Origin of the sequence: Streptomyces sp. NPDC008150 (assembly GCF_042956945.1) — a bacterium.
Classification (GTDB): Bacteria; Actinomycetota; Actinomycetes; order Streptomycetales; family Streptomycetaceae; genus Streptomyces.
In genome coordinates, this window is the sequence record NZ_JBIBHJ010000010.1 from 170,237 (window position 1) to 192,690 (window position 22,454).

At 72.0% G+C, this 22,454-nt stretch carries 19 protein-coding genes and 1 riboswitch; of the genes, 18 read left to right on the top strand and 1 reads right to left on the bottom strand.

Going from position 1 to position 22,454, the window contains the following annotated elements; all coding sequences use genetic code 11:
- The first annotated feature begins 19 nt into the window (after nt 1-19).
- The 14 genes from ACFZA0_RS24210 (at nt 20) to ACFZA0_RS24275 (ending at nt 14,659) form a co-directional block, all read left to right on the top strand.
- Complete coding sequence (locus tag ACFZA0_RS24210; RefSeq protein WP_391020559.1) at nt 20-949, top strand: ABC transporter permease; 930 nt, start codon at nt 20-22, stop codon at nt 947-949.
- Entirely contained in the window at nt 942-1,730 is a 789-nt protein-coding gene (locus tag ACFZA0_RS24215; protein WP_391020561.1) for an ATP-binding cassette domain-containing protein, read from the top strand. The genes ACFZA0_RS24210 and ACFZA0_RS24215 overlap by 8 nt, the downstream gene beginning before the upstream one ends.
- 375 nt (nt 1,731-2,105) lie before the next feature.
- Nucleotides 2,106-2,993: a squalene synthase HpnC gene (gene hpnC, locus ACFZA0_RS24220; protein WP_391020563.1), complete on the top strand. Its 888-nt coding sequence runs from the start codon at nt 2,106-2,108 to the stop codon at nt 2,991-2,993.
- Complete coding sequence (gene hpnD / locus ACFZA0_RS24225) at nt 2,990-3,940, top strand: presqualene diphosphate synthase HpnD (RefSeq protein WP_391020565.1); 951 nt, start codon at nt 2,990-2,992, stop codon at nt 3,938-3,940. Before hpnC ends, hpnD begins: the two co-directional genes overlap by 4 nt.
- A 35-nt stretch (nt 3,941-3,975) precedes the next feature.
- Nucleotides 3,976-4,080: a DUF6380 family protein gene (locus ACFZA0_RS24230; protein ID WP_391020839.1), complete on the top strand. Its 105-nt coding sequence runs from the start codon at nt 3,976-3,978 to the stop codon at nt 4,078-4,080.
- A complete protein-coding gene (gene hpnE, locus ACFZA0_RS24235) occupies nt 4,077-5,519 on the top strand; it encodes a hydroxysqualene dehydroxylase HpnE (RefSeq protein WP_391020567.1) in 1,443 nt (480 codons plus the stop codon). Before ACFZA0_RS24230 ends, hpnE begins: the two co-directional genes overlap by 4 nt.
- Nucleotides 5,519-6,646, top strand: a complete 1,128-nt coding sequence (locus ACFZA0_RS24240; protein ID WP_391020569.1) for a polyprenyl synthetase family protein — start codon at nt 5,519-5,521, stop codon at nt 6,644-6,646. The genes hpnE and ACFZA0_RS24240 overlap by 1 nt, the downstream gene beginning before the upstream one ends.
- Nucleotides 6,647-6,748: 102 nt before the next feature.
- Nucleotides 6,749-8,737, top strand: coding sequence for a squalene--hopene cyclase (shc, locus tag ACFZA0_RS24245; RefSeq protein WP_391020571.1), 1,989 nt, complete (start codon nt 6,749-6,751; stop codon nt 8,735-8,737).
- Nucleotides 8,734-9,375, top strand: coding sequence for a 1-hydroxy-2-methyl-2-butenyl 4-diphosphate reductase (locus ACFZA0_RS24250; RefSeq protein WP_391020573.1), 642 nt, complete (start codon nt 8,734-8,736; stop codon nt 9,373-9,375). Before shc ends, ACFZA0_RS24250 begins: the two co-directional genes overlap by 4 nt.
- Nucleotides 9,376-9,380: 5 nt before the next feature.
- The gene (gene hpnH, locus ACFZA0_RS24255; protein WP_391020574.1) at nt 9,381-10,397 is read left to right on the top strand and encodes an adenosyl-hopene transferase HpnH; all 1,017 of its coding nucleotides are present in this window, start codon (nt 9,381-9,383) and stop codon (nt 10,395-10,397) included.
- A 130-nt stretch (nt 10,398-10,527) separates the two neighbouring features.
- Complete coding sequence (gene dxs, locus ACFZA0_RS24260; protein ID WP_391020576.1) at nt 10,528-12,411, top strand: 1-deoxy-D-xylulose-5-phosphate synthase; 1,884 nt, start codon at nt 10,528-10,530, stop codon at nt 12,409-12,411.
- Nucleotides 12,408-13,793: an aminotransferase class III-fold pyridoxal phosphate-dependent enzyme gene (locus ACFZA0_RS24265; RefSeq protein ID WP_391020578.1), complete on the top strand. Its 1,386-nt coding sequence runs from the start codon at nt 12,408-12,410 to the stop codon at nt 13,791-13,793. The genes dxs and ACFZA0_RS24265 overlap by 4 nt, the downstream gene beginning before the upstream one ends.
- Nucleotides 13,794-13,871: 78 nt before the next feature.
- A complete protein-coding gene (locus tag ACFZA0_RS24270; RefSeq protein ID WP_391020580.1) occupies nt 13,872-14,543 on the top strand; it encodes a helix-turn-helix domain-containing protein in 672 nt (223 codons plus the stop codon).
- Nucleotides 14,540-14,659 (top strand): DUF6126 family protein, encoded by a 120-nt coding sequence (locus ACFZA0_RS24275; RefSeq protein WP_391020582.1) that lies wholly within the window; start codon nt 14,540-14,542, stop codon nt 14,657-14,659. The genes ACFZA0_RS24270 and ACFZA0_RS24275 overlap by 4 nt, the downstream gene beginning before the upstream one ends.
- 22 nt (nt 14,660-14,681) lie before the next feature.
- On the opposite strand, the gene ACFZA0_RS24280 is transcribed toward ACFZA0_RS24275, so the two are convergent.
- Nucleotides 14,682-15,479, bottom strand: coding sequence for a tyrosine-protein phosphatase (locus ACFZA0_RS24280; RefSeq protein ID WP_391020584.1), 798 nt, complete (start codon nt 15,477-15,479; stop codon nt 14,682-14,684).
- Between the two features lie 425 nt (nt 15,480-15,904).
- Nucleotides 15,905-16,066: riboswitch (cyclic di-AMP (ydaO/yuaA leader) on the top strand.
- Nucleotides 16,067-16,068: 2 nt separating this feature from the next.
- On the opposite strand from ACFZA0_RS24280, the gene ACFZA0_RS24285 reads away from it, so the two are divergent.
- The 4 genes from ACFZA0_RS24285 (at nt 16,069) to ACFZA0_RS24300 (ending at nt 22,388) form a co-directional block, all read left to right on the top strand.
- Nucleotides 16,069-16,965 (top strand): peptidoglycan DD-metalloendopeptidase family protein, encoded by an 897-nt coding sequence (locus tag ACFZA0_RS24285; RefSeq protein ID WP_391020586.1) that lies wholly within the window; start codon nt 16,069-16,071, stop codon nt 16,963-16,965.
- A gap of 270 nt (nt 16,966-17,235) precedes the next feature.
- On the top strand, nt 17,236-18,021 hold the full coding sequence (locus tag ACFZA0_RS24290) for a GDSL-type esterase/lipase family protein (RefSeq protein WP_391020841.1): 786 nt from the start codon (nt 17,236-17,238) through the stop codon (nt 18,019-18,021).
- 183 nt (nt 18,022-18,204) lie between these two features.
- Nucleotides 18,205-19,467, top strand: a complete 1,263-nt coding sequence (locus tag ACFZA0_RS24295) for an MBL fold metallo-hydrolase (RefSeq protein ID WP_391020588.1) — start codon at nt 18,205-18,207, stop codon at nt 19,465-19,467.
- A 605-nt stretch (nt 19,468-20,072) separates the two neighbouring features.
- On the top strand, nt 20,073-22,388 hold the full coding sequence (locus ACFZA0_RS24300; protein WP_391020590.1) for an ATP-binding protein: 2,316 nt from the start codon (nt 20,073-20,075) through the stop codon (nt 22,386-22,388).
- Nucleotides 22,389-22,454: the final 66 nt, after the last annotated feature.

The following is a 22,454-nucleotide window of genomic DNA, read 5'->3' on the forward strand; positions in this document are numbered from 1 at the left end:
ACGACGAAGGTTTCCACTAGTGACTGACACAACGCAGGACGGGACCGTCGGTCTGAACACCGGCCCGTCCTCCGACGCCGGCCTGACGGCGGCACAGCTCGCGGACAAGTACGGGCTCGCCGTGAGCGGCGCGCGCCCCTCGCTCGGCGAGTACGTCCGCCGCCTCTGGGGCCGCCGTCACTTCATCCTCGCCTTCTCCCAGGCGAAGCTGACCGCGCAGTACAGCCAGGCCAAGCTGGGCCAGCTCTGGCAGGTGGCCACACCGCTGCTGAACGCGGCCGTGTACTACTTCATCTTCGGCATCATCCTCAACGCCAGCCGCGGCATGCCGCACGACGTGTACATCCCGTTCCTGGTGACCGGGGTCTTCACGTTCACCTTCACGCAGAGTTCCGTGATGGCGGGCGTGCGGGCGATCTCGGGGAACCTCGGGCTGGTGCGCGCCCTGCACTTCCCCCGGGCGGCGCTGCCGGTGTCCTTCGCCCTCCAGCAGCTCCAGCAGCTGCTGTTCTCGATGGTCGTGCTGTTCGTGGTGGCCTGCGCGTTCGGCAGCTACCCGAGCATGTCGTGGCTGCTGATCGTCCCGGCGCTGTTCCTCCAGTTCCTGTTCAACACCGGGCTCGCGATGATCATGGCCAGGGCCGGCGCGCGCACCCCGGACCTGGCGCAGCTCATGCCGTTCGTGATGCGGACGTGGATGTACGCCTCCGGCGTGATGTTCTCCATCCCGATCCTGCTGGCCGACAAGCCGCAGTGGCTCGCGAACGTCCTCCAGTGGAACCCGGCCGCGATCTACATGGACCTGATGCGCTTCGCGCTCATCGACGGTTACGGCGGCGAGAACCTGCCCAGCCACGTCTGGGCGGTGGCGGGCGGCTGGGCCCTGCTCTTCGTGCTGGGCGGCTTCGTCTACTTCTGGAAGGCCGAGGAGAGGTACGGCCGTGGCTGAGACCGGACAGGCGCCGCAGGACCCGCGGCCCACCGTCATCGCGGACGACCTGCACATCGTCTACCGCGTCAACGGCTCGAAGACCGGCAAGGGCAGCGCCACGGCGGCCCTCAGCCGCATCGTGAAGCGCGGCGGCGAGGAGCGCGGGGTGCGCAAGGTGCACGCCGTGCGGGGCGTCTCCTTCGTGGCCCGCCGGGGCGAGGCCGTCGGCCTGATCGGCTCCAACGGCTCGGGCAAGTCGACCCTGCTGCGTGCCGTCGCCGGACTGCTGCCCGCCGAGAGCGGCCGGGTCTACACCGAGGGCCAGCCCTCGCTGCTCGGCGTCAACGCGGCCCTGATGAACGACCTGACGGGGGAGCGGAACATCATCCTGGGCGGCCTCGCCATGGGCATGTCCCGCGAGGAGATCCGCGAGCGCTACCAGGACATCGTCGACTTCTCGGGCATCAACGAGAAGGGCGACTTCGTGACCCTGCCGATGCGGACGTACTCGTCCGGCATGGCGGCGCGGCTGCGGTTCTCCATCGCGGCGGCCAAGGACCACGACGTCCTGATGATCGACGAGGCGCTGGCCACCGGCGACCGCAAGTTCCAGAAGCGCTCGGAGCAGCGCATCCGGGAACTGCGCAAGGAGGCCGGAACGGTGTTTCTGGTCAGTCACAACAACAAGTCGATCCGGGACACCTGCAATCGGGTTCTGTGGCTGGAGCGCGGCGAGTTGCGGATGGACGGTCCGACCGAAGAGGTTCTCAAGGAATACGAGAAATTCACGGGCAGGTGACTTGTCCGTTTCAGGGCCCCGCCGGAACTGCTCCGGCGGGGCCCTGCGTCTGTAAAGGAAGGGTCAACTCGCGCCCGTCCAGGGAATCTTGAAGCCAATCGGTGTGTTGTTGTGATGCGCGGGACACCCCCGCCGAAGGTGCCTGCGTTGTACAACGTAAGCTGTAACGGTGCTGACGCCCGGCAGGATGGGCGATAATGCGCGGCACCCTCGACCGGGTTTCCGCGCGGACAGCCGGGCGGCGTGTCCGAAATAGTGTGTATTGCGTCGGCAGTGTAGAACGGGAGATGTGACGGCAATGGCTACGGAAACTCCCCAGCTCCGCGCAGAATGTGCCGTCCCCGCGCCGGGCAGCGCACGGTGACGGGAACTGGCATGGCACGCACCGACGAACCCGGGCGCGGCACCCTCGACAAGGCGGCGGACGAGAACTTCCCCGTGGCCCCCTTCTTCCTGCCCCGCCCCTGGCGCGACGACCTCATGGCGGTCTACGGATTCGCCCGGCTGGTCGACGACATCGGTGACGGCGACCTGGCCCCCGGTGGTGACGACGCCCGGCTGCTCGGCGTCTCCCCCGCGGAGGCCGACGACCGCCTCGTCCTCCTCGACGCGTTCGAGGCCGACCTGCGCCGCGTCTACGACTCCACCCCGAACCACCCGCTGCTGCGCCGGCTCCAGCCGACGGTGCGCCGGCGCGCGCTGCCCGTCGAGCCGTTCCTCGGCCTGATCGCCGCGAACCGCCAGGACCAGCTCGTCAAGCGCTACGAGACCTACGACGACCTGCTCGCGTACTGCGAGCTGTCCGCCAATCCCGTGGGCCGGCTCGTCCTCGCCGTCACCGGCACCTCGACCCCCGAGCGGATCCGTCACTCCGACGCGGTGTGCACCGCACTGCAGATCGTCGAGCACCTCCAGGACGTCAAGGAAGACCTGGAGCGTGACCGCGTCTATCTGCCCCGTACGGACCTGAAACGCTTTCACGTCCAGGAAACGGATCTCCAGGCGGCCACGGCGGGCGCATCGTTGCGCGCGCTGGTCGCATACGAAGCGGAACGCGCCCGCGCTCTGCTGAATGAAGGCATCCCCCTCGTGGGTAGCGTCCACGGCAGGTTGAAGCTGCTGCTCGCGGGATTCGTGGCGGGGGGAAGGGCGGCGGTCCGAGCGATCGCCGCCGCCGAATACGACGTGCTTCCCGGCCCGCCCAAGCCCGGCAAGATCCAGTTGCTGCGTGAGGTGGGCCTGACTCTGCGAGGAGAGGGGTGATCCGGACCGTGGAGTCGGAACAACACGTGTCCCCGCCGGTACTCGCCGCCTACAGCTACTGCGAGGCCGTGACCGGACAGCAGGCACGTAACTTCGCGTACGGCATCAGGCTGCTGCCGGCACCGAAGCGACGGGCCATGTCCGCGCTCTACGCGTTCTCGCGCCGTGTCGACGACATCGGCGACGGAACGCTGAGCGACGACGTCAAGACCAAGCGCCTGGAGGACACCCGCGCGCTGCTCGGGCGGGTGCGCGAGGGCGCGGTCGACGAGGACGACACCGACCCGGTCGCGGTCGCGCTGCGGCACGCCGCCGACGTCTTCCCGATCCCGCTCGGCGGGCTCGACGAACTCATCGACGGCGTCCTCATGGACGTCCGCGGCGAGACGTACGAGACCTGGGACGACCTGAAGGTCTACTGCCGCTGCGTGGCCGGCGCCATCGGGCGGCTGTCGCTCGGCATCTTCGGCCCCCAGAAGGGCGCCCCGGGAGCCGAGCACGCCGCCGAGTACGCCGACACCCTCGGCCTCGCGCTCCAGCTCACCAACATCCTGCGCGACGTCCGCGAGGACGCCGAGGGCGGCCGCACCTACCTGCCCGCCGACGACCTGGCCAAGTTCGGCTGCTCGGCCGGGTTCAACGGGCCGCTGCCGCCCGCCGGTTCGGACTTCGCGGGACTCGTGCACTTCGAGGTGCGCCGCGCCCGCGCCCTGTTCGCCGAGGGCTACCGGCTGCTCCCGCTGCTCGACCGCCGCAGCGGCGCCTGCGTCGCGGCGATGGCCGGCATCTACCGCCGGCTGCTCGACCGCATCGAGCGCGAGCCCGAGGCGGTCCTGCGCGGCCGCGTCTCGCTGCCCGGACGGGAGAAGGCGTACGTCGCCGTACGCGGACTGTCCGGCCTGGACACCCGCAACGTCACCCGCCGCACCGTCAGGAGGCGCGCCTGATGGTGCACGTGGGCCACGACGGCCCGGTCGCGGACATGCGGCACGCAACCCTCCGCCGTGGAGCGGCGTCCCTGTGTGGGACGACCCGGCGTGCGGAGATCCTTCCGCGCGACGGGCACGCGGGGGAGGACGTGCGATGACCGACGGCACGCGGCCCACAGGGCTGCGGGGCGACACGACGGAACGGTCCGGCAGGCCGGGCGGTCCCGCCAAGGAGGCGGTCGTGATCGGCGGCGGGCTCGCCGGCGTGACCGCCGCGCTCTCGCTCGCCGACGCGGGAGTGCGCGTGACCCTGCTGGAGGGCCGGCCGCGCCTCGGCGGGCTCGCGTTCTCCTTCCACCGCGGCGGGCTCACCGTCGACAACGGGCAGCACGTCTACCTGCGGTGCTGCACCGCGTACCGCTGGTTCCTCGACCGGATCGACGCCGCCGCGCTCGCCCCGCTCCAGGATCGCCTCGACGTGCCCGTCGTCGACGTGGACAAACCCGAGGGCAGACGGCTCGGCAGACTGCGCCGCGACGCGCTTCCCGTCCCGCTGCACCTGGGCCGCAGCCTCGCGACCTACCCGCACCTCTCGCTCGCCGAACGCGCGTCCGTGGGACGCGCCGCACTCGCGCTGGGCAGGCTCGACCTCGCCGATCCCGCCCTGGACGACACGGACTTCGCCACCTGGCTGGCCGCGCACGGCCAGTCGCCCCGCGCCATCGAGGCGCTCTGGGACCTCGTCGGGGTCGCCACCCTCAACGCCTTCGCCCCGCAGGCCTCGCTGGGCCTCGCGGCGACGGTGTTCAAAACAGGTCTGCTGTCCGACCCGGGAGCGGCCGACATCGGCTGGGCCCGCGTCCCGCTGGGCGAACTGCACGACCGGCTCGCCCGCAAGGCGCTCGACTCCGCGGGCGTGCGCACCGAGGTCCGTACACGCGTCACCTCCGTCTCCTGTCTGCCGAACGGACGGTGGGCCGTCGAGGTTCCCGGCGAGACGCTGCACGCCGACACCGTCGTCCTCGCCGTGCCGCAGCGCGAGGCGCACGACCTGCTGCCGGAGGGCGCGCTCGACGCCCCCGGGAACCTGCTGGAGATCGGCACCGCGCCGATCCTCAACGTCCACGTCGTGTACGACCGCAAGGTCCTCGACCGGCCCTTCGTCGCCGCGCTCGGCACCCCGGTGCAGTGGGTCTTCGACCGCACCGAGGCGTCCGGACTGCGCGAGGGCCAGTACCTCGCGCTGTCCCAGTCCGCGGTGCAGGACGAGATCGACGAACCCGTCGCCGTGCTGCGCGAGCGGTATCTGCCCGAGCTGGAACGGCTGTTGCCGCTGGCGCGCGGCGCGGAGGTACGGGACTTCTTCGTGACCCGCGAGCGCACCGCGACGTTCGCCCCCACGCCCGGCGTCGGACGGCTCCGGCCCGGCGCCCGCACCAATGCCCCCGGCCTCTACCTGGCCGGCGCGTGGACCGCCACCGGGTGGCCCGCGACCATGGAGAGCGCGGTCCGCAGCGGAATCGGTGCGGCGGACGCCGCGCTGAGCACCCTGGGCCGTCCCCGCGACCACCTCTTCCGGTTCGAGGAGGCGGCCTGATGCTCCATCAGAACGCGGCACACCCCCGCACCACCGGTACCGCAACAAGAGGAGAGACTGTGCCCACTGTGCCCCCGGCATCGAAGGCTGCCGACGCGGTGGACGTGACCGCGCTCCTGGAGCGCGGCCGGACGCTGGCCGCACCGGTCCTGCGAGACGCCGTCGACCGCCTGGCCCCTCCCATGGACACGGTCGCCGCCTACCACTTCGGGTGGATCGACGCCGACGGCAACCCCGCCGCGGCCGACGGCGGCAAGGCCGTGCGCCCCGCCCTCGCCGTGCTGTCCGCCGAGGTCACCGGCGCGAAGCCGGAGACCGGCGTGCCCGGCGCCGTGGCGGTCGAACTCGTCCACAACTTCTCGCTGCTGCACGACGACCTCATGGACGGCGACGAGCAGCGCCGCCACCGGGACACCGTCTGGAAGGTGCACGGCCCCGCGCAGGCCATCCTCGTCGGCGACGCCCTGTTCGCGCTGGCCAACGAGGTCATCCTGGAACTGGGCTCGGTCGAGGCCGGCCGCGCCACCCGGCGCCTGACCAGTGCCACCCGCGCCCTCATCGACGGGCAGGCCCAGGACATCTCCTACGAGCACCGCGACCGCGTCAGCGTCGCGGAGTGCCTGGAGATGGAGGGCAACAAGACCGGCGCCCTGCTCGCCTGCGCGAGCTCCATCGGCGCCGTGCTCGGCGGGGCGGACGACCGCACCGCCGACACGCTGGAGAAGTACGGCTACCACCTCGGCCTGGCCTTCCAGGCCGTCGACGACCTCCTCGGGATCTGGGGCGACCCGGACTCCACCGGCAAGCAGACCTGGAGCGACCTGCGCCAGCGCAAGAAGTCCCTGCCCGTCGTCGCCGCCCTCGCGGCCGGCGGACCGGCCTCCGAGCGGCTCGGCGAGATGCTCGCCGCCGACGCCAAGAGCACCGACTTCGACAGCTTCTCGGAGGAGGAGTTCGCCGCCCGCGCCGCCCTCATCGAGGAGGCCGGCGGCCGGGAATGGACCGCCGAGGAGGCGCGCCGCCAGCACATCACCGCCATCGAGGCCCTCGACGCCATCGACATGCCGGACCACGTCCGGGCCGGCTTCACGGCGCTCGCCGACTTCGTCGTCGTACGAAAGAGATGATCATTATCGGTCGATTAACCCTCGCGTAGTCGCCGGTCGGTGCGGGAGCACCGGCCGACGGCGGACCCAAGCAGAGAGACACAACTGCAAGAAGGGGAAGCCATGACAGCGACGACCGACGGAAGCACCGGGGCCCTGCCGCCCCACGCTGCCGCGGCCCGCGAAACCCACACCCCCGAGGCGGCCGGGGTGTACGAGGCAGCCACCCGCGCCGTACGGCGCGCCACCGACTTCCTGCTCTCCAGGCAGGACGCCGAGGGCTGGTGGAAGGGCGATCTCGAAACCAACGTCACGATGGACGCGGAAGACCTGCTCCTGCGTCAGTTCATCGGCATCCATGACGAGGCCACCACCCGTGCCGCCGCGCTCTTCATCCGCGGCGAGCAGCGCGAGGACGGCACCTGGGCCAACTTCTACAACGGCCCCGGGGACCTGTCCGCCACCATCGAGGCGTACGTGGCGCTCCGACTGGCGGGCGACGCGCCGGACGAACCCCACATGGCCAGGGCGTCCGCGTGGATCAGGGACGAGGGCGGTATCGTCGCCGCCCGCGTCTTCACCAGGATCTGGCTGGCCCTGTTCGGCTGGTGGAAGTGGGAGGACCTGCCGGAACTCCCGCCGGAGATCATCTACTTCCCGACGTGGATGCCGCTGAACATCTACGACTTCGGGTGCTGGGCCCGGCAGACCGTCGTACCGCTGACGATCGTCTCGGCGATCCGCCCGGTGCGTCCCGCGCCGTTCCCGCTCGACGAACTGCACACCGACCCCGACAACCCCAACCCCGCCAAGCCCTTTGCCCCGGTGGCCAGTTGGGACGGCGCGTTCCAGCGCATCGACCGGGCGCTGCACGCGTTCCGCAAGGTGGTGCCGGGCAAGCTGCGCCGGTCCGCGATGAACTCGGCCGCACGCTGGATCATCGAACGCCAGGAGAACGACGGCTGCTGGGGCGGCATCCAGCCACCCGCCGTCTACTCGGTCATCGCCCTGCACCTGCTCGGCTACGACCTCGAACACCCGGTCATGCGCGCGGGACTTGAGTCCCTCGACCGGTTCGCCGTGTGGCGCGAGGACGGTGCCCGGATGATCGAGGCGTGCCAGTCGCCGGTGTGGGACACCTGCCTCGCCACCATCGCGCTCGCCGACGCGGGCGTGCCCGCCGACCACCCCCAACTGGTCAAGGCCGCCGACTGGATGCTCGGGGAGGAGATCGTCCGGCCCGGTGACTGGTCGGTGCGCAGACCCGAACTCCCGCCGGGCGGCTGGGCGTTCGAGTTCCACAACGACAACTACCCCGACATCGACGACACCGCCGAGGTCGCCCTCGCACTGCGCCGGGTCAAGCACCACGACCCGGAGCGGATCGAGAAGGCCATCGGACGGGGCGTGCGCTGGAACCTCGGCATGCAGTCCAAGAACGGCGGCTGGGGCGCCTTCGACGTCGACAACACCAGCCCGTTCCCCAACCGCCTGCCGTTCTGCGACTTCGGCGAGGTGATCGACCCGCCGTCCGCGGACGTCACCGCGCACGTCGTGGAGATGCTGGCGATCGAGGGCCTGGCCGACGACCCGCGCACCCGGCGCGGGGTCGACTGGCTCCTCGCCGAACAGGAGCCCGACGGCTCGTGGTTCGGACGCTGGGGCGTCAACTATGTCTACGGCACCGGTGCCGTGGTACCCGCACTGGTTGCGGCCGGACTGCCCGGCTCGCACCCCGCGGTGCGCCGCGCCGTCACCTGGCTGGAGAACGTCCAGAACAGCGACGGCGGCTGGGGCGAGGACCTGCGCTCCTACCAGGACGCCGCGAACTGGAGCGGGCGCGGTGCCTCGACCGCCTCGCAGACCGGCTGGGCGCTGCTGGCGCTGCTCGCGGCCGGCGACCGGGAGTCGAAGGCCGTCGAGCGCGCCGTCGAGTGGCTGGCCGAGACCCAGCGGGAGGACGGCTCGTGGGACGAGCCCTACTTCACCGGCACCGGTTTTCCCTGGGACTTCTCCATCAACTACAACCTCTACCGACAGGTCTTTCCCCTTACCGCTCTCGGCCGTTACGTGCACGGCGACCCGTTCGCCGAGCCCGCGGGACGCCGGTGAGCACCCGGCCCGCCGCGGCTCCGCTGCTGATCGCCTGCGCGCTCGGCATCGAGCACGCCGCCCTGCGTCTGGGCGACCGCGGCGGTGCGGCGGGACCGGTCACGGTCCTGCGGACCGGGATGGGGCCCGAGGCGGCGGAACGCGCCGTCGGCCGGGCCCTGGCCGATCCGGTGCTGGACGGCGCCGCCGTCCTCGCCACCGGGTTCTGCGCGGGACTGGCGCCCGGCATGCACCCCGGTGACCTGGTGGTCGCCGAGGAGACCCGGGACCCGCGCGGCACCACGCCGTGCGTGGGGACCGAGCTGCTGGTCAAGGAACTGACACGCGCCCTTCCGGGCCGTGCCGTGCACACGGGGCCGATGACCGGCTCCGACCACGTCGTCCGCGGACCCGAACGGTCCGCCCTGCGGGCCACCGGCGCCCTCGCGGTCGACATGGAGTCGGCGGCCACGCTGCTCGGCGCCGTCCGCACGGGCCCGCGCCCGGTTGCGGCCGTCCGGGTGGTCGTGGACGCTCCAGAACACGAACTCGTCCGGATCGGCACGGTGCGCGGTGGAATATCAGCTTTTCGCGTACTCCGTTCCGTACTGCCCGCTTTTTTTGAATGGCACCGAAATGTGCTTCTCCCCAGGAGGTGAGCCCCATGGCCATGCCGCTGCGTCAGACCATCAAGGTCGCTACGTACTTGGCTGAACAGAAGCTCCGCAAGCGCGACAAGTTCCCCCTCATCGTGGAGCTCGAGCCCCTCTTCGCCTGCAACCTGAAGTGTGAGGGATGCGGCAAGATCCAGCACCCGGCCGGGGTGCTCAAGCAGCGCATGCCGGTGGCGCAGGCCGTCGGAGCGGTCCTGGAGTCCGGTGCCCCGATGGTGTCCATCGCCGGTGGAGAACCGTTGATGCACCCGCAGATCCACGAGATCGTGCGGCAGTTGGTGGCCAAGCGCAAGTACGTCTTCCTGTGCACGAACGCCATGCTGCTGCGCAAGAAGATGGACAAGTTCACGCCCTCGCCGTACTTCGCCTTCGCCGTGCACATCGACGGTCTGCGCGAGCGTCACGACGAGTCCGTGGCGAAGGAGGGTGTCTTCGACGAGGCGGTCGAGGCCATCAAGGAGGCGAAGCGGCGCGGCTTCCGCGTCACCACCAACTCCACCTTCTTCAACACCGACACCCCCCAGACGATCATCGAGGTGCTCAACTACCTCAATGACGACCTGAAGGTGGACGAGATGATGATCTCGCCCGCCTACGCCTACGAGAAGGCGCCCGACCAGGAGCACTTCCTCGGCGTCGAGCAGACCCGCGAACTCTTCAAGAAGGCGTTCTCGGGCGGCAACCGGGCCAAGTGGCGCCTCAACCACTCGCCCCTGTTCCTCGACTTCCTGGAGGGCAAGGCCGACTTCCCGTGCACGGCCTGGGCGATCCCGAACTACTCGCTCTTCGGCTGGCAGCGCCCCTGCTACCTGATGAGCGACGGCTACGTGCCGACCTACCGGGAGCTCATCGAGGAGACCGACTGGGACAAGTACGGCCGCGGCAAGGACCCGCGCTGCGCCAACTGCATGGCGCACTGCGGCTACGAGCCCACCGCCGTCCTCGCCACCATGGGTTCCCTCAAGGAGTCCCTGCGCGCCATGCGCGAGACGGTCGCCGGGGGCTGACGCACCGACCGCCGGCGCCCCGGGCACTCCCCGGGGCGCCGGCGGGCCGCGAAGAGCGGTGCGCCGGGTGCCACGGGGCACCCGTGGTGAAGTCGGGACGAGACACGGCACGAACCGAGAGGGGGCCGGCGTGACCATCTTGGAGACCATTCGGGGACCACGCGACCTGAAAGCGTTGTCCGAGGCGGAACTCGGTGAACTCGCCGAGGAAATACGGGAGTTCCTGGTGCAGGCGGTCGCCAGGACCGGCGGCCACCTCGGCCCCAACCTGGGCGTGGTGGAACTCGCCGTCGCCCTGCACCGGGTGTTCGACTCCCCGGTGGACCGCATCCTGTGGGACACCGGCCACCAGAGCTACGTGCACAAGCTGCTGACGGGCCGTCAGGACTTCTCCAAACTCCGCAGCAAGGGCGGCCTCTCCGGCTACCCCTCGCGCGCGGAGTCCGAGCACGACGTCATCGAGAACAGCCACGCCTCCACGGTGCTCGGCTGGGCCGACGGCCTCGCCAAGGCCAACGAGGTGCGCGGCCTCGACGGCCACGTCGTCGCCGTCATCGGTGACGGGGCGCTCACCGGCGGCATGGCCTGGGAGGCGCTGAACAACATCGCCGCCGCCAAGGACCGCCCGCTCGTCATCGTCGTCAACGACAACGAACGCTCCTACTCGCCCACCATCGGCGGCCTCGCCGCGCACCTGTCGGTGCTGCGCACCACCGACGGCTACGAGAAGGTGCTCGCCTGGGGCAAGGACGTCCTCCAGCGCACCCCCGTCGTCGGCGGCACCCTCTACGACTCCCTGCACGGCGCCAAGAAGGGCTTCAAGGACGCCTTCGCGCCGCAGGGCATGTTCGAGGACCTCGGCCTCAAGTACGTCGGCCCCGTCGACGGCCACGACATCGCCGCCGTCGAGGCCGCGCTGCGCGGCGCCAAGCGCTTCCACGGGCCCGTCCTCATCCACTGCATCACCGAGAAGGGCCGCGGCTACGAGCCCGCCCTCGCCCACGACGAGGACCGCTTCCACACCGTCGGCGCCATGGACCCGCTCACCTGCGAGCCCCTCACCCCCGCCGGCGGACCGTCCTGGACCTCCGTGTTCGGCGACGAGATCGTCAGGATCGGCGAGGAGCGCGACGACGTCGTGGCCATCACCGCCGCGATGCTGCACCCCGTCGGACTCGGGCCCTTCGCCGAACGGTTCCCCGGGCGGGTGTGGGACGTCGGCATCGCGGAGCAGCACGCCACCGTATCCGCGGCCGGCCTCGCCACCGGCGGACTGCACCCCGTCGTCGCCGTGTACGCCACGTTCCTCAACCGCGCCTTCGACCAGCTCCTCATGGACGTCGCCCTGCACAGGTGCGGAGTCACCTTCGTCCTCGACCGGGCCGGCGTCACCGGCGTCGACGGCGCCTCGCACAACGGCATGTGGGACATGTCCGTGCTCCAGGTCGTGCCCGGCCTGCGCATCGCCGCCCCGCGCGACGCCGCCCAGCTGCGCGCGCAGCTCCGAGAGGCCGTCGACGTCGACGACGCCCCCACCCTCGTCCGCTTCCCCAAGGAGTCGGTCGGCCCCGAGATCCCCGCCGTCGACCGGATCGGCGGCCTCGACGTGCTGCGCCGCGGCGGCGCGCACCCCGACGTGCTGCTCGTCGCCGTCGGCGTCATGGCGCCCGTCTGCCTCCAGGCCGCCGAGCTGCTCGAAGCGCGCGGCATCGGCTGCACGGTCGTCGACCCCCGCTGGGTCAAGCCCGTCGACCCGGCGCTCGCGCCGCTCGCGGCGGACCACCGGCTGGTGGCCGTCGTGGAGGACAACAGCCGCGCGGCCGGCGTCGGCAGTGCCGTCGCACTGGCCCTCGGCGACGCCGAGGTCGACGTCCCCGTCAGGCGGTTCGGCATCCCCGAGCAGTTCCTGGAGCACGCGCGGCGTGGCGAACTGCTCGCGGACATCGGTCTCACCCCCGTCGAGGTGGCCGGCCGGATCAGCGCAAGTCTCGCAGGCAAGGAGAAACCCGAATGACCAAGGAGTTCGACCTCGGTGCGGTCCTGTCCGAGCGCGGAGCCGAGCGCTACGAACTGCACACCAAGTACCTGAACCACCAACTCCCGCGCATGCTCCACACCATCGGCTTCGACCGGGTCTACGAGCGGGCCGAGGGCGCGTACTTCTGGGACGCGGACGGCAACGACTACCTCGACATGCTCGCGGGCTTCGGCGTGATGGGCATCGGTCGCCACCACCCCGTCGTCCGCAAGGCGCTGCACGACGTCCTCGACGCCGGCCTCGCCGACCTCACCCGCTTCGACTGCCAGCCGCTGCCCGGCCTGCTCGCCGAGAAGCTGCTCACCCACAGTCCGCACCTGGACCGGGTGTTCTTCGGCAACAGCGGCACCGAGGCCGTCGAGACGGCCCTCAAGTTCGCCCGGTACGCCACCGGGAGGCCGAGGATCCTCTACTGCGAGCACGCCTTCCACGGGCTGACCACCGGCTCCCTCTCCGTCAACGGCGAGGACGGCTTCCGCGACGGCTTCGCACCGCTGCTGCCCGACACCGCCGTCCCCCTCGGTGATGTCGACGCGCTGGCACGGGAGTTGAAGAAGGGCGACGTCGCCGCCCTCGTCGTCGAGCCGATCCAGGGCAAGGGCGTGTACGAGGCGCCGCCCGGATACCTGCGCGCCGCCCAGGAGTTGCTGCACAAGCACAAGGCGCTGCTCATCGCGGACGAGGTGCAGACCGGCCTGGGCCGCACCGGCGACTTCTACGCCTACCAGCACGAGGAGGGCGTCGAACCCGACCTGGTGTGCGTGGCGAAGGCGCTGTCCGGCGGTTACGTGCCGGTCGGCGCGACCCTCGGCAAGGACTGGATCTTCAAGAAGGTCTACTCCTCCATGGACCGGGTGCTGGTGCACTCGGCGAGCTTCGGCGCCAACGCGCAGGCCATGGCGGCCGGCCTCGCCGTGCTGTCGGTCATGGAGAACGAGCAGATCGTCGCCAACGCCCGTGCCACCGGCGAGGTTTTGAAGAACAGGCTGGCCGCGCTCACCGACAAGTACGAACTCCTCGCCGACGTGCGCGGTCGCGGCCTGATGATCGGCATCGAGTTCGGCAGGCCCAAGTCGCTCAAGCTGCGCGGCCGTTGGACCATGCTCCAGGCCGCCCGCAAGGGCCTGTTCGCGCAGATGGTCGTCGTGCCGCTGCTCCAGCGGCACCGGATCCTCACCCAGGTCTCCGGCGACCACCTCGAAGTGATCAAGCTGATCCCGCCGCTGACCATCGGCGAGCGCGAGGTCGACCGGTTCGTCGACGCGTTCACCGCCGTGATGGACGACGCACACAGCGGCGGTGGACTCATGTGGGACTTCGGCAGGACACTGGTCAAGCAGGCGGTCGCGAACCGCTAGCCGACCCGGCTCCCGACAGTTTTTGCCTCTGAGGCAACAAATTTGCCTCAGAGGCAACGCCTGCGGCTCAATGGAGGCATGAGCTCCTCCGAGCACCCCGAACAGTCCGAGCGGCCCGAGCCCCCGGATCCGCCCGCGGACGGCACCGCAGGCGACCTCCCCGCCGTCGCGCCCCAGCTCCGGGCGCTGCGCCGGCGCGCCGCCCTCACGCTGGAGGCCGCCGCCCGCGCCGCCGGGCTCTCGCCGGCCCACCTCTCCCGCCTGGAGACCGGCCGCCGCCAGCCGTCGCTGCCCATGCTGCTCGCGCTGGCCCGCGTGTACGGAACCACCGTCTCCGAACTGCTCGGCGAGACCGTCGCCGACCGCGACTCCGTCGTGCGCGCCGCCGCCATGGAACCCACCCGGGCGGGCGGCTGGACGTACTGGCAGGCGGGCGCCCACGGCCGCGCCATGCAGGCGCTGCGGGTCCACGTCCCGCACGGCTCCCAGGGCGACATCGTGCGCGTCCATCCCGGCGAGGAGTGGCTGTACGTCCTCACCGGGCGGCTCCGGCTGCGGCTCGGCGACACCACGCACCTGCTCGCACCGGGGGACAGCTCCCACTTCGACTCGCTGACCCCGCACCGCATCGCCGCGGAGGACGCCGACGGGGTCGACCTCCTCTTCGTCCACACCCTGCTCCAGAGCCCCACCGCCGCCCTGTGCCTCGGCCCGGCCGCGGGGCACTCCCTCCCCGGAGAGACGTCATGACCGACATGGAAGAGAAGTTCCCCCGCGCCCTGTGGATCCGCCTGCTCATCTACATCGCGGTCGGCCACTTCTTCGCCGGGTTCATCTACCTGCTGTTCTCGGTCGGCGCGAAGTGACGGCGGAACCGGACCGCGGTACTCAGTCCAGCAGCCGCTCGCGCAGCCGCTCCCGGGCCGCCGCGTCCAGGCCGAGGCCCTCCTCCAGGTAGGCGTCGGTGCCGCCCCACGTCCGCTCCACCGTCTCCAGCGCCGCCGTCAGGTACTCGGCGCGCGCGTCGAACAGCGGGCTCAGCAGCTCCATCACCTCGGGCGAGTAGGCATCGGCGGACGTGCCGCTGCGGCGCACCTTGTAGCGCCTGTGCTTGGCGTTCGACTCCAGGTAGTCGGCGAGGATCGCGTCCCGCTCGACCCCGACCGCCAGCAGGGTCACCGCGACGGACAGGCCCGCGCGGTCCTTGCCCGCCGCGCAGTGCATCAGCACCGGCACGCTGTCCTCGGCGATCGCGCGCAGCACCCGGGAGTGCTCGGCCGTGCGGGTCGTCACGATCTCGCGGTAGGACGCGATCATGCGGTTCTCCGCCTTGCCGTCGCCCAGCAGCGAGCGGAGCTGGTCGACGTCGCCCTCGCGGATCATCTTCCAGAACCCGGAGCCGTCCGCCGGGTCGCTCAGCGGCAGGTTCACGTTGCGCACGCCCGGCAGCTCGACGTCCGGGCCCTCCAGGCGGCGGTCGGCCTCGTTGCGGAAGTCGAAGATCGTGTGCAGCCCCAGGGAGCCGAGGAACACCGCGTCCTCCCCGGTCGCGTGCGCCAGGTGACCGCTGCGGAACAGCACGCCGCGGCGCACCGTGCGTCCGTCCGTGGTGGGCAGTCCGCCCACGTCGCGGAAGTTGCGGACGCCTGTCAGCTCGGGTTCGGTCGACGGCACTCGCTGCGTCACGGGGACTCCCTCCATACGGCCCCGGCGGCGCGGCTCCACGTGTCGCCGACGGTGGCGCTCCGACCCTACGACACGGCCCGCCGCCCGCGGGACGGCCCGATTTCCGCACCGGTGCGCGACATCGCCGATGTGTCCGCAATGGTGCATTCGCCCCGAATGAGGCGCAGATAAAGAGGGGTTCACCGGGTCCTGGTGAGGAGCGTCATATTCGTGACCGTCCGTGGCGGGTTCCGCTCTCGGAATTCCGTTGAGTTCCGCGGCAATTGGAAATGCCGCATCCGGCGAAATTGCACACAGGGTCACCGGAATTCCGGGCAAAGGATCAAGAAAGGGCCATGGCGGACAAGGTCGTGCTTGTTTCCGTACGTTCGGTTCGCCTACGTTCACCTCCGATCCGGACGGACGCCCAATCCTGCCGCCGCCCGGAACTCCACACACCCACCCGTGCACGGCAGGAGCGGGGGACCCACAGGCACGACCGCCTGTTCCGGTTCCCGGAACGGCTCGGGGTGAAGCCGCTCTCTCGCGGCCGGGCATCTCCAGCCCGAACCCGACAGCTCGCCCCGCAGGCGCCGGAGAGGAAACAGCCATGCCCGCACAGGGTAAGCACCGCCGTTCGAAGGCCCAGCGCCTCACCCGCACCATCGCCGTCGCCGGCACCACCGGCGGCATGGCGCTCGCCCTGCCGCTGATCGGCGCCGCCGGAGCGCACGCGGCGACGCAGCAGAGCGCCCCCGCGCAGCAGTCCGCCGCGCACGGCGCCACGACCTACACGGTGAAGTCCGGCGACTGGCTCGCGCGGATCGCCGAGCAGCACCACGTCGACGGCGGCTGGAAGAAGCTCTACCAGGACAACCGCGCGGCCGTCGGCTCCGACCCATCGCTGATCCACGCCGGCCTGAAGCTCACGCTCGGCACCGGTTCCGCGACGGCGGGCGCCTCCACCACGGCGACGACCTCCTCGTCGACGGAGTCCAACTCCGCGGCCCAGAAGGCCACTTCCGGCTCGTCCGACGCCACCGCGGCCACGACCTCCACCGACTCCGGCGCGCATGCCGACTCGGCCTCCACGTCCACGGGCTACACCCTCCCCGTGACCGGAGCCACCATCGGCACCGGCTACCACGTCGCCGGCAGCATGTGGTCCAGCGGCTACCACACCGGTGTCGACTTCGTCGTCCCGACCGGCACCAGCGTCAAGGCCATCGCGGCCGGCACGGTCGTCTCCGCCGGCTACGACGGCGCGTACGGCAACGAGGTCGTCATCAAGCACGCCGACGGCAAGTACTCCCAGTACGCCCACATGTCGCAGCTCTCCGTCTCCACGGGGCAGACCGTGACCGAGGGGCAGCAGATCGGCCTGTCGGGCGCCACGGGCAACGTGACCGGCCCGCACATGCACTTCGAGATCCGGACCACGCCGTACTACGGCTCGGACGTCGACCCGGTCGCCTACCTGAGCGAGCACGGGGTCACCGTCGGCTGACGCCGCCGCGGACCGCAGAGGGCCGGACCCCGATCCCGGGGTCCGGCCCTCGGTGCGTCCGCCTTAAGGCAGTGCCCGCGAAGTGTTCGTCCCCGGTGCGCAAATCGTCGCTTCAACGCCCTTGGTGCGAAGGTTATTTCCGAGTTGGGAAACTGTTTACGAGTGGCTTATCTCACCGTTCGTCAACCCCTTCCTACGGTCGCGTAAGTCACATCGGGAGGTGAATCATGGTGCGACGTGGCAAACGATTCGAAGAGTGACAGCAGAGCGGTGATCGGGTCGTACGTGGCGGTGGGGGACAGCTTCACCGAGGGCGTCGGCGACCCCGGTCCCGACGGTTCGTACGTCGGCTGGGCCGACCGGTTCGCGGTGGTGCTCGCCGACCGGCGCCCCGAGGGCGACTTCAAGTACACGAACCTCGCGGTGCGCGGCAAACTGCTCGACCAGATCGTGGCGGACCAGGTGCCGCGGGCCGTCGAACTGGCCCCCGACCTCGTCACGTTCTGCGCGGGCGGCAACGACATCATCCGGCCCGGCACCGACCCGGACGAGGTGGCCGAGCGGTTCGAGGACGCCGTGGCGAAGCTGACCGCCGCCATCGGCACGGTCGTGGTGACGACTGGCTTCGACACCCGCGGTGTCCCGGTGCTCAAGCACCTGCGCGGCAAGATCGCCACGTACAACGGTCACGTCCGCGCGGTGGCCGACCGCTACGGCTGCCCCGTGCTCGACCTCTGGTCGCTCAAGGCGCTCCAGGACCGGCGGGCGTGGGGCGACGACCGGCTCCACCTCTCGCCCGAGGGGCACACCCGGGTGGCGCTGCGGGCCGGCCGGCTCCTCGGCATCGACCTCCCCGCCGACCCCGAGCAGCCCTGGCCGCCGCTGCCGCCGCGCGGCACGCTCGACATCCGCCGCGACGACGTGCAGTGGGCGCGCGAGTTCCTGGTGCCGTGGATCGGCCGCCGGCTGCGCGGGGAGTCCTCCGGGGACCACGTGACGGCCAAGGGCACGCTGTCGCCCGACGACATCAAGACGTGGATCACCAAGGTCGCCTGACGCCGCCGCGGTCTCCCGCCGGACCGTCCCCGTCGTGCCCGCCGCGTCCGCGCGGGCCGCGCACGGTGGGGGACGGCCCGGCGGGAGACCGCGCCCGTGCCGTAGCGTGCCGGTCGAGGGCCGGGCGACCCCTGGGCCGCCCGGCCATAATGGAATACCTGACCGATTCGACCTGGAGGCACCGTGGCCGGTTCCCGTTCATCGAGCTCCGGGCTCCGCGCGCTGCAGCCCGCAGCCTTCGGCGTGGACCCCAGCGGTGAGCGCCTGGCGCGCATCCGCAGATCCCCCCATTTCAAGGACGGCGTCTTCCAGAACCCCGGAGGACCCTCCAGCCTCGGCCCGACCGGGTCGAAGCTCGACCTCGCGAAGACCTACTTCGACCGGGACCTGAAGGCGCGCCGCGCCCCCCGCAGCACCGTCCCCGTGCACCCCACCACCCTCGCGGACCTGGAGAAGCCTCCGGTGAGCGGACTGCGGGTGACCTGGATGGGGCACTCCAGCGTCCTCGTGGAGATCGACGGGCAACGGGTGCTCTTCGACCCGGTGTGGGGCGAGCGGTGCTCCCCGTTCGCGTTCGCCGGCCCCAAGCGGCTGCACCCCGTCCCGGTGCCGCTGGCCTCCCTGGGACCCGTCGACGTCGTCGTGATCTCGCACGACCACTACGACCACCTCGACACCCCGACGATCCGTGAACTGGCGGGCACCGACACCCTGTTCGCGGTGCCGCTCGGTGTCGGCGCGCACCTGGAGCACTGGGGCGTGCCCGCCGACCGGCTGCGCGAACTCGACTGGCACGAGACGACCGAGGTCGGCGGACTCACCCTGACCGCGACGCCCGCGCGCCACTTCTGCGGACGCGGACTGCGCAACACCCAGCACACCCTGTGGGCGTCCTGGGTCGTCGCGGGCCCCGAGCACCGCGTTTACCACAGCGGCGACACCGGCTACTTCGAGGGCTTCCGGGACATCGGCGCCGCGCACGGGCCGTTCGACGCGACGATGATCCAGGTCGGCGCGTACTCCGAGTTCTGGCCCGACATCCACATGACCCCCGACGAGGGCGTCCGCACGCACGTCGACCTCCAGGGCGGCGACGCCGGGGCCGGCGTGCTGCTGCCGATCCACTGGGGGACCTTCAGCCTGGCGCCGCACGCGTGGGAGGAGCCGGGGGAGTGGATGCTCAGGGCGACCCGGGAGGCGGGCGTCACCCTGGCCGCACCCGAGCCCGGGGAGCCGTTCGAACCGGCCGTCGCACCGCCGTCGGCACCCTGGTGGCGCAGCGCGGCGGAGGCGCCCGCCGGCGGCTGGCCGGAGGTGCCGTTGCTGGTGGAGGCGGCCGTCGTGTCCGCGGTGGAGACGGCCGGCGCGCGTTCCGGCGGCGAGGACCCGGGTCCGGTGTCCTCCCGGGGCTCCGAGGAGAGCAGCACCCAGACGGCCGACCAGTAATACGCACCGCACCGCGTCGCCCCGTCCCGCGCCCAACCGCGCGGGACGGGGCGACGCGCGTTTTCGACGTCCGGTGCACGCCCGCGCACGACGTCCCGCGCACGGCATCCCGCGCACGACGCCCGGCGTTCGCAAGTGACCGCGTGTGATCGAAAACGCCTGAGCGGGTTGCGAGTTGGAGCGGTTGACCGAGACGTGCCCTCGCGCTGACGTACGAACTCTCATACCAGAGCGGGACGCTGTGCGGGGGAGTTCGTCAACTGCACATCGCACCTGACACGTCGGCGACTACTGTGAGTCGCCGTTGGTCCACAGAGGGCAGATTTTTCCGCTCCCGCGACCGGCGGCGCGCGATCGTCCGGACACGACGCGCGGACCGTGCTCGCAGCGAGGTTCACCGTTCACACCGAGGGGGTGTCGTCATGGACCGCACCGGGTCCGAACTCCCCGACGGCGCACGCCCCCCGGCGGACGGCGAACCGCCGCGCCGCGCGAAGGCGGCGCGGTCCGGACCCCGTCCGAAGGCGCGCCCCGGGCCGTCCCCACGGCCCCGCCCCGCACGACCCTCCCGCCCCGACGCACCAGCCTCCCGTACGAGGACACCGATGTCCCAGCTCCGCGCACCGGCCGCCCGCGCAGACCGCCGTGAGGGCGGACGGCACGGCCGGCCGGTCGACCGCAACGCCCCCGCGCTGCCCGAGGCCCATGTACGCCCCCAGCTTCTGCGGCTCGCGGTGCTGCCGCCCGTCGCGGTCGCCCTGGCCGCCGCGGCCGCCGTCCTCTTCATGGCCCGCTCCACCGGAGTGCGGCCGGGTCTCACCCTGTCCGCCGTGCTGGCCGGCGCCGTCTCCGTGACGCTCGCGGCCGTCGCGATCGCGGCGGTGGCCGCCGACCGGGCCGCCCGCTCCGTGCGCGACCGGGTCGACGCGCTGCGCTCCGGCAGCGTCCGCGGCGAGGCCGACCTGCGCACCCTCCTCGACGCGCTGCGCCAGGGCGAGGCGCCGCCCCGGCGCAAGGCGCGCGGCGGCGGCCCGCCGAGCGACGCCGACGACTTCGAGCTGCTCGCGGCCGACCTGGCGCGCGAGCGCGAGGGCGCCGTCACCGCCGTCGTCCAGGCCGCCCGGCTCTCCACCCGCGCGGGCCACGAACAGAAGGTCGAGGTCTTCGTCAACCTCGCCCGGCGGCTCCAGTCCCTGGTCCACCGCGAGATCGCCATCCTCGACGAGCTGGAGAACCGGATCGAGGACCCGGACCTCCTCAAGGGCCTGTTCCACGTCGACCACCTCGCCACCCGCATCCGCCGGCACGCCGAGAACCTCGCCGTGCTCGGCGGCGCGGTCTCCCGCCGCCAGTGGAGCAACCCGGTGCCGATGACCGAGGTGCTGCGGTCCGCCATCGCCGAGGTCGAGCAGTACTCCAGGGTCAAACTCGTCCCGCCCCTCGACGGCACCCTGCGCGGCCACGCGGTCGCCGACGTCATGCACCTGCTCGCCGAACTGGTCGAGAACGCCACGGTGTTCTCCGCCCCGAACACCCAGGTCCTGCTCCGCGCCAACGTGGTGACCGCCGGACTCGCCGTCGAGGTCGAGGACCGCGGACTGGGCATGCCGGTGGACGAGCAGCACAGCATGAACCAACTCCTCGCCGACCCCGACCAGGTGAACGTCGCGGGCCTGCTCGCGGACGGCCGCATCGGTCTCTACGTGGTCTCCCAGCTCGCCCGGCGGCACGGCATCAACGTCCGGCTCCAGAGCAACATCTACGGCGGCGTGCAGGCGGTGCTGGTCCTGCCTCCGGCGGTCCTCGGTGCCGGGGTGCCCGACGGGGCGGCGGCCGCACCCGCGGTCGGCGCGGACGACTCCCCGGCCGCGCTGCCCCCTGCCGCGCCCGCGCTCCAACGGGGTTCCGCCGTACCGCAGTTGCCGCCCGCCGCCGCCGACCGCGGCACCGGGGAGGACCGCCTCGCGCCGCCCCGGCGGACGGCACCGGCCGCCGCCGCGCCGCCGTCCCGGCCCGCCGCGGCACCCCCTGCCGAGCGGGGCCCGGCCACGGCTCCCGCCGCCCCCGCGGCCTCGGCGCCGCACGGCGGCGAGCCCTTCCCGGCGTCCCGGGACGGCGCCGCCCCCGCACCGCTGCCGCGGCGCAACTCCCAGGAGGGGCGGCACAATCCGGCCGACGCCGTGCCCGGCATCCGGCCCGACGACCGGGCCGCCGTCGCCGAACGGGCGGGCGAGGCGCCCGTACCGCGCGCGGAGGCCCTGCGCGGGACGATGCACAGGCCCCATCTGCCCCGGCGCCGCGCCCTTGAGCACCTCGCCCCGCAACTGCTCGAAGCCCCCGCCCCGCGCCCGGACGACGATGTGCCCGCCCTGCACGACCCGGGGCTCGTGGCCGCCTTCAGGCGCGGAGTCGGACTCGCGGAGACGCAGCAGGACCTGGAGAGGGCGGAGACGGAGGCCGAGGCCCCGGCGGCGGCCCCCGAACCCCTGCCGGTCCGGGTACCGGAGGCGCCCCGGCCACCGGCAGCCGTCCGCGACTCCGACGTGCGCGGGCGCGACGCGGTGGAGGAGGCGCCGGAGCCCCCGGCGCCGGTGCCCGTTGCCGCCCACCCGCTCGACGCCCCCGGTGGCTCCGCGCTCGCGGCCCTCCGGGCGGGCCGGCCCTGGCGCTCCAACCTCCAGCACCTGCCCGGCAGTTCACGCCCGTCTGTACCGGTCCCCGGCGAACCGCCCACCGTGCAGGCGCCCGTGTCCGCGTCCGTACCGGCCGAGGCGTACGACGGCCGCGGACCTGCCGCGTACCGCGCCGGCACCGGCCGCGGCGAACCCGCCCCGGCGGCACCGGAGTCGGCCGTCCGGCCGGAGAGGGCCGCCCGCCCCGACGCGGACGCCCGGAGCGACGGGAGCACCCCCGCCGGATGACCCCAGCCGCCCAGATGTCCGCCATCCGCCCGTCCACCCCCACAACCTGCGCCCGCCGCGCAGGAC

What these genes read in the sequence shown, in the direction of transcription:
- hpnC (WP_391020563.1), top strand. Translation starts at nt 2,106, where the DNA reads ATGGCACGCACCGACGAACCCGGGCGCGGCACCCTCGACAAGGCGGCG.
- ACFZA0_RS24230 (WP_391020839.1), top strand. Translation starts at nt 3,976, where the DNA reads ATGCGGCACGCAACCCTCCGCCGTGGAGCGGCGTCCCTGTGTGGGACG.
- hpnE (WP_391020567.1), top strand. Translation starts at nt 4,077, where the DNA reads ATGACCGACGGCACGCGGCCCACAGGGCTGCGGGGCGACACGACGGAA.
- ACFZA0_RS24240 (WP_391020569.1), top strand. Translation starts at nt 5,519, where the DNA reads ATGCTCCATCAGAACGCGGCACACCCCCGCACCACCGGTACCGCAACA.
- shc (WP_391020571.1), top strand. Translation starts at nt 6,749, where the DNA reads ATGACAGCGACGACCGACGGAAGCACCGGGGCCCTGCCGCCCCACGCT.
- hpnH (WP_391020574.1), top strand. Translation starts at nt 9,381, where the DNA reads ATGGCCATGCCGCTGCGTCAGACCATCAAGGTCGCTACGTACTTGGCT.
- ACFZA0_RS24265 (WP_391020578.1), top strand. Translation starts at nt 12,408, where the DNA reads ATGACCAAGGAGTTCGACCTCGGTGCGGTCCTGTCCGAGCGCGGAGCC.
- ACFZA0_RS24270 (WP_391020580.1), top strand. Translation starts at nt 13,872, where the DNA reads ATGAGCTCCTCCGAGCACCCCGAACAGTCCGAGCGGCCCGAGCCCCCG.
- ACFZA0_RS24275 (WP_391020582.1), top strand. Translation starts at nt 14,540, where the DNA reads ATGACCGACATGGAAGAGAAGTTCCCCCGCGCCCTGTGGATCCGCCTG.
- ACFZA0_RS24285 (WP_391020586.1), top strand. Translation starts at nt 16,069, where the DNA reads ATGCCCGCACAGGGTAAGCACCGCCGTTCGAAGGCCCAGCGCCTCACC.
- ACFZA0_RS24300 (WP_391020590.1), top strand. Translation starts at nt 20,073, where the DNA reads ATGTCCCAGCTCCGCGCACCGGCCGCCCGCGCAGACCGCCGTGAGGGC.